At 39.8% G+C, this 13,197-nt stretch carries 17 protein-coding genes; 6 read left to right on the top strand and 11 right to left on the bottom strand.

What is annotated here, in order from left to right; translation table 11 throughout:
- Positions 1–145 precede the first annotated feature (145 nt).
- The 3 genes from ACE1CA_RS07550 to ACE1CA_RS07560 form a co-directional block, all read right to left on the bottom strand.
- Complete coding sequence (locus ACE1CA_RS07550) at positions 146–958, bottom strand: PEP-CTERM sorting domain-containing protein (RefSeq protein ID WP_413282042.1); 813 nt, start codon at positions 956–958, stop codon at positions 146–148.
- Positions 959–1,194: 236 nt separating this feature from the next.
- On the bottom strand, positions 1,195–1,833 hold the full coding sequence (locus ACE1CA_RS07555) for a hypothetical protein (protein ID WP_413282041.1): 639 nt from the start codon (positions 1,831–1,833) through the stop codon (positions 1,195–1,197).
- A 237-nt stretch (positions 1,834–2,070) separates the two neighbouring features.
- Positions 2,071–2,775 (bottom strand): hypothetical protein, encoded by a 705-nt coding sequence (locus ACE1CA_RS07560; protein ID WP_413282040.1) that lies wholly within the window; start codon positions 2,773–2,775, stop codon positions 2,071–2,073.
- A 237-nt stretch (positions 2,776–3,012) separates the two neighbouring features.
- Between ACE1CA_RS07560 and ACE1CA_RS07565 the strand changes: the two genes are divergently transcribed.
- A complete protein-coding gene (locus ACE1CA_RS07565; protein WP_413282039.1) occupies positions 3,013–3,141 on the top strand; it encodes a hypothetical protein in 129 nt (42 codons plus the stop codon).
- A gap of 54 nt (positions 3,142–3,195) precedes the next feature.
- Here ACE1CA_RS07565 and ACE1CA_RS07570 read toward each other — a convergent pair whose 3' ends face one another.
- The 4 genes from ACE1CA_RS07570 to ACE1CA_RS07585 form a co-directional block, all read right to left on the bottom strand.
- A complete protein-coding gene (locus tag ACE1CA_RS07570; RefSeq protein WP_413282038.1) occupies positions 3,196–3,948 on the bottom strand; it encodes a choice-of-anchor K domain-containing protein in 753 nt (250 codons plus the stop codon).
- A 217-nt stretch (positions 3,949–4,165) separates the two neighbouring features.
- Positions 4,166–4,606: a late competence development ComFB family protein gene (locus ACE1CA_RS07575; RefSeq protein ID WP_413282037.1), complete on the bottom strand. Its 441-nt coding sequence runs from the start codon at positions 4,604–4,606 to the stop codon at positions 4,166–4,168.
- 411 nt (positions 4,607–5,017) lie between these two features.
- Positions 5,018–5,254, bottom strand: a complete 237-nt coding sequence (locus tag ACE1CA_RS07580) for a type II toxin-antitoxin system VapC family toxin (protein WP_413282036.1) — start codon at positions 5,252–5,254, stop codon at positions 5,018–5,020.
- Positions 5,247–5,501, bottom strand: a complete 255-nt coding sequence (locus ACE1CA_RS07585; protein WP_413256854.1) for a YlcI/YnfO family protein — start codon at positions 5,499–5,501, stop codon at positions 5,247–5,249. Before ACE1CA_RS07585 ends, ACE1CA_RS07580 begins: the two co-directional genes overlap by 8 nt.
- 87 nt (positions 5,502–5,588) lie before the next feature.
- Between ACE1CA_RS07585 and ACE1CA_RS07590 the strand changes: the two genes are divergently transcribed.
- The 4 genes from ACE1CA_RS07590 to ACE1CA_RS07605 all read left to right on the top strand — a co-directional run bounded on the left by ACE1CA_RS07590 (position 5,589) and on the right by ACE1CA_RS07605 (position 7,558).
- Positions 5,589–5,732, top strand: coding sequence for a hypothetical protein (locus tag ACE1CA_RS07590; protein ID WP_413256853.1), 144 nt, complete (start codon positions 5,589–5,591; stop codon positions 5,730–5,732).
- A gap of 51 nt (positions 5,733–5,783) precedes the next feature.
- Positions 5,784–6,011 carry an addiction module protein gene (locus tag ACE1CA_RS07595; protein ID WP_413282035.1) on the top strand — a complete coding sequence of 76 codons (228 nt, stop codon included), beginning with the start codon at positions 5,784–5,786 and terminating at the stop codon, positions 6,009–6,011.
- Between the two features lie 116 nt (positions 6,012–6,127).
- On the top strand, positions 6,128–7,240 hold the full coding sequence (locus ACE1CA_RS07600; protein WP_486517950.1) for an IS630 family transposase: 1,113 nt from the start codon (positions 6,128–6,130) through the stop codon (positions 7,238–7,240).
- A gap of 51 nt (positions 7,241–7,291) precedes the next feature.
- A complete protein-coding gene (locus tag ACE1CA_RS07605) occupies positions 7,292–7,558 on the top strand; it encodes a ribbon-helix-helix domain-containing protein (protein ID WP_413277267.1) in 267 nt (88 codons plus the stop codon).
- A gap of 197 nt (positions 7,559–7,755) precedes the next feature.
- Here the strand turns inward: ACE1CA_RS07605 and ACE1CA_RS07610 are convergent, their stop codons facing one another.
- Entirely contained in the window at positions 7,756–8,268 is a 513-nt protein-coding gene (locus ACE1CA_RS07610) for a hypothetical protein (protein ID WP_413277266.1), read from the bottom strand.
- A gap of 18 nt (positions 8,269–8,286) precedes the next feature.
- Positions 8,287–8,484 carry a hypothetical protein gene (locus ACE1CA_RS07615; RefSeq protein ID WP_413277265.1) on the bottom strand — a complete coding sequence of 66 codons (198 nt, stop codon included), beginning with the start codon at positions 8,482–8,484 and terminating at the stop codon, positions 8,287–8,289.
- Positions 8,485–8,882: 398 nt separating this feature from the next.
- Here ACE1CA_RS07615 and dnaK point away from each other — a divergent pair, with 398 nt between their 5' ends.
- Positions 8,883–10,814 carry a molecular chaperone DnaK gene (gene dnaK / locus ACE1CA_RS07620; protein WP_413277264.1) on the top strand — a complete coding sequence of 644 codons (1,932 nt, stop codon included), beginning with the start codon at positions 8,883–8,885 and terminating at the stop codon, positions 10,812–10,814.
- 125 nt (positions 10,815–10,939) lie between these two features.
- Here the strand turns inward: dnaK and ACE1CA_RS07625 are convergent, their stop codons facing one another.
- Together ACE1CA_RS07625 and ACE1CA_RS07630 are read right to left on the bottom strand one after the other, a co-directional pair.
- The gene (locus ACE1CA_RS07625; RefSeq protein WP_413277263.1) at positions 10,940–12,055 is read right to left on the bottom strand and encodes a hypothetical protein; all 1,116 of its coding nucleotides are present in this window, start codon (positions 12,053–12,055) and stop codon (positions 10,940–10,942) included.
- Positions 12,019–13,098, bottom strand: coding sequence for a DNA cytosine methyltransferase (locus ACE1CA_RS07630; protein WP_486517708.1), 1,080 nt, complete (start codon positions 13,096–13,098; stop codon positions 12,019–12,021). The genes ACE1CA_RS07625 and ACE1CA_RS07630 overlap by 37 nt, the downstream gene beginning before the upstream one ends.
- Positions 13,099–13,197: the final 99 nt, after the last annotated feature.

The raw sequence follows: 13,197 nt of genomic DNA on the forward strand, positions 1-13,197 counted from the left end.
TCTTAACATTTAGCAATGCCACTTTTTAGCGTACCACTGAACGCGATCGATCCTGGCTAAAAAAATCAGTCGTCTCTACCTCTGGGTAAACACGACATCTTTATGTATATTTATCTGATTTAGATTTTTAGATATGTCTGTTGAATTAACCTAGCTTTGCCTTTTGCCGCTGCTTCAGCGAAGCCGCTACCAAGCCAGCAATTCCCAGCAAGCTTACCAGGGAAGTGGGTTCTGGAACAGAAGTTCTTGGGCTTGATGATGGTAGGGAAGCAGCCCCCCAGATCAGAGAGTTTAGTCCAGTCACGTTTTGTTTCAAAGTACCTGTTCCTGTGGTTAAATCGATCGCTATTTGTTGTCGGTCTGATGTATAGCCGAATAAACTTCCTTCGTCATCAAAAGCCAAGCCATAGACTTCCAAGAAACCGATATTACCAATCTTGGTGGCAGTACCGTTGAGATCGATCGACCATAAACTATCGCTACCCTGTTCGCTTGATGTAGCTAAAAATCTGTTAGCTTGGCGATCGTAAACTAAATCACCACTGCTATTGAAACCTGCAATATTAGCCACCAGAGATGCAGCACCCGTAGCCAGATTAATTTTATAGAAACCTGAATCGCCAGTTCCGTAGAGTTCGTTACTAGTATTAAATCCTAAACCATTCATAAAAAACCCAAGGGAACCGATGTTAGAAGATACCCCAGAATTTTTATTGATACTGTATAAATTAGTATCGGTGACACCAAAAAGATTTTCTTCATTAGATAAAGCTATATCAGTGAATGCGGGGCTTGTGCCGCTGCCAATTTGGGTAAATACTCCCGTAGATTGATCTACAGTTCCCAATTGTCCCGCACTGGTAGAAACATAAAACGACGCTGCTTCAGCTATATTTGATGAACCAAAAACAACTGCGGTTCCTACAATAATTATTGATAAATGTTTTAGTGCAGTCATAAATTATCTCACCGTATATTTCTGTACTGAGTGCATTTAAGTTTGCGATCGAGAAGATCTAGGGAAAGAAGAGCAAACAAAAAATACTCTAACTGAATCATCCCCAAAAAAATAACCGCGTTTTCCACAGTGAAAAACACAGTTTGTGCTTTAAATTAAATTCGGATAACCGATCGTTGCAGCTGTTACCGTAGCGCACTCGCCAATTAAGTTGGCAAACAATTGCAGTTATTAATTTATGCTTTCACTTTTTGTTGTTTGCCTTTGAGTATGGAACCTAAGCCCATTGCACCAAAAGCTAAAAAACCTAATGTAGAAGCGGGTTCTGGAACAGATTTTACCTCATTGATGGTAAAGTTATCCATTGCAAAGTGTGGGCCACGACCACCACTCACATTTGGATTTTCAACTCCACCAAAAGAGGAAAACTTTAATTCGTCAATCCCCAAGAAATTAAAGTCAAACCATTTCGGGCTAGTAGTATCTACAACTACCGTCTGTGAATATAAAGAAACCCCGTTCTTTAATCCTTCTACTAGAACAGAAAGACCATCATTCCAAGCGCCTGTCAAGAAAGCACCATTAAAATCAAAAATACTATTGCTTTGTATGGAAGCCTTTTCTGCTAAACCATTGTAAGCTGAATATTTTCCTGAAACGGCTGCTTTGTTATAACCACTTAGGGGAATTACATCGCGATTGACTACAAAAAAGTTGTTCCAGTTGAATCCACCATAACCATTGGTAATTTGAATGCCTGGATCGGTAGTAAGATTATCAAATTCCAAAACTGCTGCCTGTGCAGCTGCTCCTATAGCCAAAGCAATTAATGTCGCTCCAGCTGTAGCCATTGATAGACTCTTTAAATTAGTCATACAGTTTTGCTCCGTAGATTCCTGTATCTACCTGATAAAACTTCTTAATCGGGAAGATCTAGAGAAAGAAAAACTGTAAGAGCAGAAAAGGTGTAATCTCATCCAAAAAAATAGCCGCACTTTCCACAGGGGAAAACACGGATTCTACTTTAATTAGTTTGACAGTTTTGTGACAAGTCTTAGCTTAAGCGCTCTGATGATGAATCAATTCAGCTTATTACATTATGCTTTCTGTTGCTATTTGCGCTTGAGCATTGAACCTGCGCTTAGAATACCTAACGCCAGTAAAGCTAATGCAAAATTAGGTTCGGGGACAGACTTGGAAATACCAGCAATACCCATAGAAAAGTCCTTGTCGTGAACTTGGTAATTGTTACCAAAGAAAGAACTATTCCAGAAAGAATTTTGATTATTACCAGCAGGGTTACCAACAGCATTCGCTCCACTGGTAGTACTAATAAAAGACCAACCTGAGTCAGAGCCAAAGCCGATCGGAGCAACTGATAGCCAGTAAGTACCCGCACCAAGATTAATGTTCAATCCTGAAATCTCTATCCTATACTCATCGAGCCAATTTTTCTTTCTACCAGTCGCTGTCTGTGTAGCGGCACTTATACCAGATGCAACAACTGTACCACCATTCCCTTGAGATACACCTGTCCTGATAAACCAAGCAGATTGAGTAACACCAGTAAGAGTCATGAGGTTGTTTGACCAAATGGTATCTATGTTCCAAATTTCACCATCAGCGATCGTGAAATCATCATAAACATAAGAATCGCTAACCCCAGTGTTTATTACATTAGCTAATCCGGTCACATCATCGAAATCGCCATTGTACCAAAGAGTAGCAGCCTGTGCTGTACCAACTGATTCCAGAAGAAAAATTGTCGCTCCAGCAGTGGCGATCGATAAATTTTTCAGTAATTTTAGGGTTGCCATAAAAGTCTCTGCGACAAACGGTAGACATTGACATTAAGAATTACCCGTAAACGTACTAGATAAATTTAAGTACGCACGGACGATCGCAATAACCTATGCACCCCGATCAATTAGAAAACTTGTATTGCTCTAATATACATTTGACATATTATTCTTTTAAGTAATCGAGTATTTACATAATCTTCATTATAAAATTTACATAATCTTCATAATAGCACTTACTATTACTCGGTAAATATGGAGATTTGTCCTGGTGAGTTAGGAGGAAGTTTAGGTGCGATCGACCAAAAAACACCCCAACCGGAACATTACCAAAAAAATAACCGCGTTTTCCACTATGAAAAACACGGATTCTACTTTAATTAGTTTGACAGTTTTGTGGTAAGTCTTAACTTAAGCTCTCTGATGATGCTGATTAAATTATGCTTTCTGTTGCTGTTTGCGGTTGAGCATCGAACCTGCACCTAGAACACCTAAGGCCAGCAAGCCTAAAGTAGAAGCTGGTTCGGGAACGCTTTGCTGTGTTGGTGGTATAATAGCCGTGATTTTGCCGTACAAAGATGCACTAGCAATAGAACCTTCTGGAGAATTAAACTCATTGACGATCGTCCGACCACCATCCGTAGAAAAACCAACTAACTCCAGAGTATAATCTACTCCATCATAATTAAAACTTTCACTGGACAACCCAGCCGTAGAAAAACGTAGCCTATCACCATCTAGAACTGGATTTTCAGTAGTATTTGGCGTGTTGAGGATATTAAACAAGAAGTTAAAATTTCTTGTGCTGCTGAAAGGATTAATCAAAAATAAAGATAAGCTCAGCGGAAAGTCACCATCGAAAGCATCCCACACAGAACCATTGCGGTAACTGAAATTGCCGATATTGAATAGGGCATTTACTTCGGCGTTAAAACTTACATTGTCATACTGAACATAATTATTGAATGGCGTGCAGCTTCCTCCACAATTATCTGTTCGACCCCAAGAAAGACGATTATTTGTCCCACCATTTTGACTGGAAATTACAGTACTCCCAGAAGGATTAGTGGGCATTCCCCATTCACCAGAAGAACGACCAGAAAAGGTGATTGCTTGAGCTTGACTAGCTAAAGTGAATAATACTGTAGCAGCTAACAATCCGGTAGATAATTGAGTAATGCGAGAACCCATAGGTAGATATTTTCCTCTGATAGTACTAGGAGTTTATGCTAATCCATCTAGAAAAAATTTTGCTTAATCGATCGTACTAGTCAAACAACAATTTGCTATTCTAGAGCGATCGGCATCTCCAAGTACATAGGTTCTCATACTCAGAGAGCGAGTTAGTAAAGTTGATATCTTTGCGGAAAGATACCACATCTTCTTTCAAAGAACAGAAAAAACCTGACTAAAGAGTATCCCATCCATCAATAAAAAAGCTATGCTTCTCTGTCTGGTAAAAAGTTCTAAATCCTCCTGTAATTTGCTCTTGAGTTTCCGCTTTAACTTCTGCTTTTGCTTTAACTTCTACTTTCTCTTCCTCTTCTATCAGCAAAGGAGTGGAAATTTTCAAAGGATCTCTTTGTACAGCTGCTAAACCTTGACGCACAGCAGTAGTAATTTGCTCTTTCATCTGCTTTTGTGCCCGTAATTGCTGGGCATTCCATCCCTCTTTGCTAGTAGCATACAAAGCAGGGAGACGATTCAGAGCGTAAGCTACAATTTGTGCAGAATTAATATATTTAACAATATTTGGCGATAGATTTTGCAGTTGTTTCTCTACTTCTTGAATTACGATCGGCTCAATAGCATTGCGATAAACAATTGTTTTATAATCTGATGCACTCATGGAAAGAAATTAACTGTATTTAAACCTTACGTAAGCAAATATACAGAGATTTTGGCAGGGTAGTCAATTGCCTGTTTCTAGGTTCATCAAATTTTTACATTACAGGATAAATAAAATTTTTGGCAAAAGTTTGATAATCTCTAGTTTGCAGTTCATTGGCAAGCAGTACACCGTATATAAATTCGATGAATTCATCACTGACATTCAGCAGGTTGATACTTGTTTATGCTATAATCTCAAACCTGTTTGGGGAATTAATTGCTAAGTACTATAATATTAGATTATTAGCTTAATTATCAGTAGTAAGCTGTTCCGCATTTAAATTGGATTGTTTGGAAACAGAAGAAAATTCGTCTAATTCTCTCCCCTGCTCCCCTGCAATCTTAATAAGTGATTTAAATGCGTGACAGCTTAATCAATAGGCATTTGGCAAAAATCATCATAAAATCCCGCTGCTTCTGCTGCGGTAATAACTCCCAACCTAACTTTTTTTCGTAATACTGAGCCAACTTCTGTCCAAGCAAATGCAGGTGCAACTAAACGAACATTTGATGTTAGTAAGGGAGCGATTAAATTTCTGGCTTGGGGTTGTAATGTTTCTGGTAAAAGATAAGGAATCCAAACGCTAGTATCGATACATTTAGTCACGCCGTCCCTCATCTGTTCGTAGCTGACGAATCAATTCTACTGAACTTGGTTGAATGCCTGTTTTGGCTTCTACTTGGGCACTTCGAGCTACAATCCGCTGATGTGCTGCTAGACTGCGCCTTCTTTTTACTTCGCGTGCGATCGCATCAACCACCATCTCATTAAAAGACTCTCCACCTCCGCGAAATTGTCTTGCTTGCTCCAACAAATCGCTAGGAATGCGAATAGTTATAGCTTCTTTTTCCATAGTTATAATTTATGCTATTACTTTATGATATCATGTTTTGTAACCGCATTTTGATTTAAAGCAAAAAACTGGGAAACTTTCAAAGTTATGAGCCAGATTCAAGGCTTAAGTTTTGTCGAAGCGCAAACGGAAAACATTAGAGAAATTATTGGCATTCATAATGCTAATGTTCGAGGTCAGAATCTCTCACCTAATGCTGGTTTTCTCTTAGCTAAAACTACGGAAATTTAACCCACATGATACACTTAAAATTAGATTGCTAGTTACAGGCGTAAAGTCAGCATGAACCCAGAGTTAACAAAGGTTTTTGAGCTAACCCTCTCGGAAAAATTACAACTTGTCGAAGATTTATGGGACAGTATTGCCTCAGTTCCCGATCAAATTCCTGTACTTGACTGGCAAAAAGAAGAACTGGCGAAGAGAAAAGCAAGGTATTTGCAAAATCCTGGATCTGGCAGTTTATGGGAAGCAGCTAAGGAAGAAATTCGTAGCAAAGATTATGGTGCTTAGAAATCTAATTATTCTGCCAGAAGTGGAACTTCACGCCTGCTTTCTTCTTGAGATAAGCTGTTAATCATTTAAATAGGGTAAAATGGAAAAGTCAACCGAGCAAAATGAGTCAGGAAATGCCAGCAAAGAATCATCTGAGCTTAGAACAAGTAGAGAAGCTACAAAAAGCCCTAAAAGAAGAAGAAAATGGAAACATTAGAGAAAGAATTCTGATGTTACTGTTGCTAAATGATGGAAAAACTCAAGCTAAAATAGCGGAATTTCTGGGCTGTTCAATAAATAAAGTATCTTATTGGTGCGTACATGGAGATCCAGATAATCTAGAAAGCCTAGTCGATGAAAGGATGAAGGGTAATCATCAAAAAGCTACAGATAAATATAGAGAAATATTATTAGAGACAGTAGATAAAGAACCCAAAGAATTAGGATACGAATTTGGCAGATGGACGGCACAAAGGTTAGCAACATATTTAGCAGAAACGACAGGAATAAAATTAAGTGGGTCGCAAGTTAGGAGAATATTAGAGCAAAAAAAGTTCGTTTACCTCTGGGCGAAGTACAGCTTAGAGGGAAAGCGAGAGCCGGAAAAAAGAAAAGAATTTAAAAAGAAGATAACCGAATATTTAAAAATAGAAAAAGAGAATCCAGAACGTTTACAAGTATGGTTTTGGGACGAAAGCGGTTTTAGTTTAAGCGTGATAAAAAGAAAGAATTGGTGTAAAAAAGGTAGCCGAAAAGAGGTGAGAGGAGATCGAAGAAAGGGTCGGATTAATGTAATGGGAGGGCTGAGGTATTCCGACAAGAAAAGGTTTGTGGAATTTCTGGATAAAAGCAATTCAGAAAGTTTTTATCAAGTGCTAAAACTGTTTTATCAAGAATTGATTGGTGAATGGGTAGCTGCTGGCAATGAAGCCGATGAATTTGCTGAAAAAGGAGCCAAAATAGTGATAATTCTCGACAATGCTAGTTTTCATAAAAAGGCAGAATATCTCCAGAAAGTTGCCGCTGAAATGCCCAATATTCATTTAGAGTTTCTCCCGAAATATAGCCCGGATTATAACTTAATTGAATTAGTTTGGCATTCAACAAAAGAATTTATTGCTAATCGACTATTTAAATCAATCGAAGAATTAGAATATTTATTACATCAACTTTTAAATGAAGGACAGTTAATTATTAAATGGGAGCGAAAACTTAAAAATAAAGGTAATGCTCTTATCCCTGTTTAAATGCTTAACAGCTTATGATAGAGACGACTTCTAGAAAGTTTTTGTATTTAAATGAGTATCAGTCTCACTGCTGAACAAGAACGTTTTATTCAAACCAAGCTGCAAGCTGGGAAATACCGATCGGCCCAAGAAATCCTAGAAATTGCCTTGCGATTGTTGGATGAATACGATCGCGCCGATACCGCCTGGATTGAAGATGTCCGAGAAAAAATTGATGCCGCAATCTCAGTTTCAGATCAAACACCACCCATTGACGGCGAAACTTTTGTCAGCCAAGTTCTAGAACGGTTCCAACAAGCACGTCAGACACAAAAATGAGCCGCTACGTTATAAACATTCTCGCTAGCGAAGATCTTAACGCGATCGCTGGAGATTTTGCGAGTTGTGAGTGGTCGTCGTAACTTTTCGTCTCTTTTTGAAGAGTCAAACTAAATCGCGTTTAGGTCGCATGATAGACTGAAGAATAATTATATTCGAGCAATCAAATCAGAGGAAGTTGAACTGTAATAGCAGATTTAACTACTTACACTTGTATGCAAAACTGAAGTATAAGACCATATAGCATTTGGCCCTACTTTGAGAACCATAGCTTCGGGAGTGAACATTTCCCAATATGGTAAACCAGAATCATCTTCAATTTCTGGGATAAGTATCAATTCATATCCATTAGAGAAACCCATATTAAAACCTAATTCGGGAGTGGGGACAAACCAACTAATATGATTATTTTCGATCGCTTTTACTTTTCCTCTAATATTTTCCGCATCTTCTTCAGAAGTAGCGATCGTTTCCCCTCCAAATTTAAGTTGCCAAGGAGTTCCTCTCGTACCTACTATCCACTCACCTTTTTCTTTACCAACCATCGATTTTTGTGAGTAAGGAATCTTCGCGCCAATATGAAGGCTTAATTCATCTCCATAACTTAGGGTTGCTTTCCAGCAGATTTGTAAGAAAGCCTTCATTGTAATCTCTGCTATTTCCCTTATATCTGTTAATTTGGTTACTTCACGAACTAAATTAGGAGTCATAATTCTAATTGTAACTAGCTAAATTATACCTAAAAATTCACGCGCTTTCTGTTGTAATTCTTGGTAAGTAAAATCACCACGTTCATTTTTTGTTCCTCCATTGCCTGCGGCTTTTTCTTCTTCTATAAAATCTCTAAAATCTCTTCTTTCTGATTCATTCATATTGAACTCTCTGGCAACTGCTTCCACTTGCTGAATGTCTTTTTTCTTACCCACTTTATAACATTCGCTAAATGGTAGATAATTATTCTACCTTGGAACCCTGAAGCCTTTCTGCAAAAAGACGGCAAATACAACTATTTAATTACGGTTCGCACCAATCGCGGAATGGGTGAAATTGCTTAAAGTATTGATTAGTGGCAGCACCAAGCAGCTACGAAGAAACCTCCCGAAAGGCAACCGTCCTTCTCAGGTTCGGAAACCTCGCCTTCATAATCACCCTAACCCCGCTCAGTATAGAAAAGAGTTCTGTTTTCTACAGAACATATACAAGTTGAACAGAGTAGGTGAAAGGGCTCGGTTGGTGCAGTTAGCAGTGCTGTCTTGCTCTCGATTCTATCTGGTCAATCGAGCCTAGTAAATTTTGTAGTTAGATTGGGAAACCAAACACTCTTATGGCAAAAGTTGTTGGAATTGACTTAGGTACGACTAACTCCTGTGTGGCTGTAATGGAAGGTGGTAAACCCACAGTCATTGCCAACGCAGAGGGTTTTCGGACTACTCCTTCGGTTGTAGCTTATGCTAAGAATGGCGATCGCCTAGTCGGACAAATCGCCAAGCGCCAAGCGGTAATGAACCCAGAAAATACGTTCTATTCCGTCAAACGCTTCATTGGACGTAAATTTGATGAAATTACTCATGAAGCTACAGAAGTTTCTTATAAAGTCCTGCGCGATAACAACGGAAACGTTAAAATAGACTGTCCGGCGCTAGGCAAGCAATTTGCACCTGAAGAAATCTCTGCACAAGTTCTTCGCAAGCTGGTAGATGACGCAAGCAAATACCTGGGTGAAACAGTTACGCAAGCGGTAATTACCGTACCTGCTTACTTTAACGACTCTCAACGTCAAGCAACTAAAGACGCTGGTAAGATTGCTGGGATTGAAGTTCTACGGATCATCAACGAACCTACAGCGGCATCTTTAGCTTACGGTTTGGATAAGAAAGCTAACGAAACCATTCTGGTATTTGACTTGGGTGGTGGTACTTTCGACGTTTCTATCCTAGAAATTGGCGATGGTGTGTTTGAAGTGTTGGCGACTTCTGGTGATACTCACCTGGGTGGCGATGACTTCGACAAGAAAATCGTTGATTATTTGGCAGAGGCATTCAAAAAAGACGAAGGTATCGACCTTCGCAAAGACAGACAAGCTTTGCAACGTCTGACGGAAGCAGCAGAAAAGGCGAAGATTGAATTGTCCAGCGTGACACAAGCGGAAATCAATTTACCTTTCATCACTGCGACTCAAGAAGGTCCGAAACACTTAGATATAACCTTAACCAGGGCGAAATTTGAGGAAATTTGTTCTGATTTGATCGATCGCTGTCGCGTTCCGGTAGAAAATGCGATCCGCGATGCGAAGATTGATAAATCTGCGATCGATGAAGTAGTCCTAGTTGGTGGTTCGACTCGCATCCCAGCTGTGCAAGAATTAGTAAGACGGATGTTGGGTAAAGAACCTAACCAAAGTGTTAACCCCGATGAAGTAGTAGCAGTTGGTGCAGCGATTCAAGCTGGGGTACTTTCTGGTGATGAAGGTGCAAAAGGTATCTTGTTGCTAGACGTAACTCCGCTGTCTCTGGGTGTGGAAACTCTTGGTGGTGTAATGACCAAGATTATTACTCGCAACACTACCATTCCTACCAAGAAGTCGGAAGTATTCTCCACTGCGGTTGACGGACAAACTAACGTAGAAATTCACGTTCTCCAAGGGGAACGGGAAATGTCTACCGACAACAAGAGTCTGGGTACTTTCCGCTTAGATGGTATTCCTCCTGCGCCTCGTGGAGTTCCGCAAATTGAAGTAACTTTCGATATCGATGCTAACGGTATCTTGAACGTAACTGCGAAGGACAGAGGTACAGGTAAAGCTCAATCTATCAGCATCACTGGCGCTTCTACTTTGCCGAAAGATGAAGTAGAAAAGATGGTGAAACAAGCAGAACAAAATGCTGCTGCTGATAAGGAACGTCGGGAACGGATCGATCGCAAAAACCAAGCTGACTCTTTAGCATACCAAGCCGAAAAACAACTTGGAGAATTGGGTGACAAAGTACCCGCTGCTGACAAGTCTAAACTGGAAGGTTTAATTAAAGACTTGAAAGATGCAGTTGCTAAAGAAGACGACGAACAAATCAAGAAATTGATGCCAGAAGTACAACAAACTCTGTACAGCATCGGTAGCAATATCTATCAGCAAGCTGGTGGTGCTGCGCCTAGTGGCGACGGTACTGGTGCTGCTCCTGGTGGCGAAGGTGCTCCCGGAACTTCCGGTGGTGGCGATGATGTAATTGACGCTGAATTTTCGGAAACGGAAACTAAGTAAGGTGGTAGTGGGTAGTAGGTAGTTGGTAATGGGAAATTACCACTATCTATTACTTAACTAATAACAAAAAGGTTGATAATGGTAGCTAAAATGCGCCTTATCAACCTTTTTGGTTTTTGAGTGTTTTATGGTGCAATCACTTGATTAGTTGGTTTGCGTCGTGCTAGTGCTGCCAAAAGGCGATCGAGTGGAGGACAAATAGGCGCACGAATTATGTCTTGAAAACTTGGTATTCTAGGAGAAGTATTTGCCGAATCGGATGTCATCAGACCAGCAAATAATTGTGGGTTTGATAGATCTATAACTCCCGTAGGAATGGCAAAATTTTCCTGATATGAAAAACTTAGTAAATTAACTTCTGAAGTATTGTTAGACAGGAATTGTCGTATATTTAAAGCAGTAGAAGCACAGATGTAATCTACTAGTAAATCCTGCACAACCCAGATCGCTTTTCCACCCCAATTAAGGGCAATTTCACTCTTAACAATTAGTTGACTTACCATCCTTGCCCATACTTGTCGGTAATTAATACTAGGGGCATTATGGGGTCTACCAAGCAGCACATCTTCAAATGCCATTGGGATTGTACTTCGTGCTTTCTTGTCTCCGCCAGAAGTGCTAGAAGTCATAATTTCTATGATGCTTGGCACTCCAGTTGGACAATCTTCTACATAGTATTCATTACCTTTTTTGGTAATTGTATAACCACCATTTTGCAGAAGTTTTTGTAATTTACTCCAAGGTAAGTTTGTTGTGCTTTCAATTTCTGACTGACTAACTGAGGAAATTGGCATGAGCAGATAATCAAAAGTGTAATCAAAGGACATTTGAACTTCGTTGATTACACTAATAAATTTTAATTTAACTTCAGGCCAAATACCTAGTCGCGTACCGGAAGGATATCCAAGTAACCTTAAAGTTGCAATTTCTGCGTTTATTTGATGGGTTCTTTCTCCTGCTCTTTCACGTCCTAATACCAGCAATCTTCTAGGACAAACAATCCAAGGTGCTGAGTTATTTTTTACCTGTATAGAACATACACCAGCGGCAAGTTTAGCACGATTAGGAAACATTTCTTTTAATGCAGGATTGCGAGATAAATCTATTTGTGAAAGATAGCGATTACCGCCTCCATCACAATCGCAACCCATAAAAGGACAGCGTGCTTCCATGCGATTTTGTTGGGCTTCTTCTGAGCGATCGTCTATCGGGTAGCCAAAGATTTCAAAGAGTTTCGGCACTCTAAATTCCTCTTAATTGCTTCTGCAAGTATACGAGCAACTGGCGGCGGTACAGAGTTAGCAATTTGTCTGTGTTGATCGAGATATTTCGCCCTACCTGAACGACTTTTTATTGGCCCTTTAAGTAAATATTCATCGGGGTAGCCATGAAGTCGCATATACTCGCGGGGTGTTAAATAGCGGTCTTCTGTTGGGTGAAAAAATATCTCTCCACAGCGCAATGTTAAGGCAGGTTCGGCACGCGACAAACGACGAAATTTTGTGGTATCTTTCTTGGCAAGATTGCCGCGCTGACTCTGGGGAAGATGCAATTCTTTTGCTAAATAAGAACCTTCTGGTACGCCATTTATACGCCTTCTATCTCCATCAGGAGTTACATCTACATGGCTATTTTCTGAAATAATTTCGGTTTTAGATTTTGGTTTTCCTAGTCCTTCAATAGCTTCGCCAACTGTTAGGTATGGGGGCAATGGAAACAGGGGAAGCGATTGTGTTGCAGGACAATGTGTGGGGGGAGGAAAGTCAAATTGATTGGGTTTTAAGGTGCTAACAATAAACACTCTCTCCCGGATTTGGGGTACGCCATAATCGGCAGCAACAATAATTTTCCAATTAATAAGGTAATTAAGATTTTGCAACTGTTGTAATAGTAGTTCAAAAACTCCTCCTATTTTGCCACTGCGATCGGGTGCATTTAGCAATCCTTTAACTTGCTCAATTAAAATTACTTTCGGGCGGAATACATCGGCAAATCGCGTCATTTCAAAAAGTAACATTCCCCGATCGTCTTCCAGGCATTTTCGCTTGCCAATTTGAGAAAATGACTGACAGGGTGGCCCACCAAAAAGTAAATCAAGTTCACCCGGTTTTATGTCTAAGTCTCTCATTAATTTTGCCGGATTGATGTGGCGAATATCATTTTCAATAATCTGAGTTTGGCGTTGTTCGCGACTGACAGATGTACGCAAAGTTTCACAACAGTAAGGGTCTATTTCTATGGAAGCTAGAATATCAAATCCGGCTTGGATTACTCCTATATCCATACCTCCTGCACCTGAAAAAAGAGATACAGCAGAGAATATATTTTTTGTCTGTTTTTTTACCACCAATTCAGTATTCCTTAAGGAACAATAGCTATTATG

Origin of the sequence: Floridaenema evergladense BLCC-F167 (genome assembly GCF_041929205.2) — a bacterium.
Classification (GTDB): domain Bacteria; phylum Cyanobacteriota; class Cyanobacteriia; order Cyanobacteriales; family Aerosakkonemataceae; genus Floridanema; species Floridanema evergladense.

What these genes read in the sequence shown, in the direction of transcription:
- ACE1CA_RS07550 (WP_413282042.1), bottom strand. Translation starts at nt 958, where the DNA reads ATGACTGCACTAAAACATTTATCAATAATTATTGTAGGAACCGCAGTT.
- ACE1CA_RS07555 (WP_413282041.1), bottom strand. Translation starts at nt 1,833, where the DNA reads ATGACTAATTTAAAGAGTCTATCAATGGCTACAGCTGGAGCGACATTA.
- ACE1CA_RS07560 (WP_413282040.1), bottom strand. Translation starts at nt 2,775, where the DNA reads ATGGCAACCCTAAAATTACTGAAAAATTTATCGATCGCCACTGCTGGA.
- ACE1CA_RS07565 (WP_413282039.1), top strand. Translation starts at nt 3,013, where the DNA reads ATGGAGATTTGTCCTGGTGAGTTAGGAGGAAGTTTAGGTGCGATCGAC.
- ACE1CA_RS07570 (WP_413282038.1), bottom strand. Translation starts at nt 3,948, where the DNA reads ATGGGTTCTCGCATTACTCAATTATCTACCGGATTGTTAGCTGCTACA.
- ACE1CA_RS07575 (WP_413282037.1), bottom strand. Translation starts at nt 4,606, where the DNA reads ATGAGTGCATCAGATTATAAAACAATTGTTTATCGCAATGCTATTGAG.
- ACE1CA_RS07585 (WP_413256854.1), bottom strand. Translation starts at nt 5,501, where the DNA reads ATGGAAAAAGAAGCTATAACTATTCGCATTCCTAGCGATTTGTTGGAG.
- ACE1CA_RS07590 (WP_413256853.1), top strand. Translation starts at nt 5,589, where the DNA reads ATGAGCCAGATTCAAGGCTTAAGTTTTGTCGAAGCGCAAACGGAAAAC.
- ACE1CA_RS07595 (WP_413282035.1), top strand. Translation starts at nt 5,784, where the DNA reads ATGAACCCAGAGTTAACAAAGGTTTTTGAGCTAACCCTCTCGGAAAAA.
- ACE1CA_RS07600 (WP_486517950.1), top strand. Translation starts at nt 6,128, where the DNA reads ATGCCAGCAAAGAATCATCTGAGCTTAGAACAAGTAGAGAAGCTACAA.
- ACE1CA_RS07605 (WP_413277267.1), top strand. Translation starts at nt 7,292, where the DNA reads ATGAGTATCAGTCTCACTGCTGAACAAGAACGTTTTATTCAAACCAAG.
- ACE1CA_RS07610 (WP_413277266.1), bottom strand. Translation starts at nt 8,268, where the DNA reads ATGACTCCTAATTTAGTTCGTGAAGTAACCAAATTAACAGATATAAGG.
- dnaK (WP_413277264.1), top strand. Translation starts at nt 8,883, where the DNA reads ATGGCAAAAGTTGTTGGAATTGACTTAGGTACGACTAACTCCTGTGTG.
- ACE1CA_RS07630 (WP_486517708.1), bottom strand. Translation starts at nt 13,098, where the DNA reads ATGGATATAGGAGTAATCCAAGCCGGATTTGATATTCTAGCTTCCATA.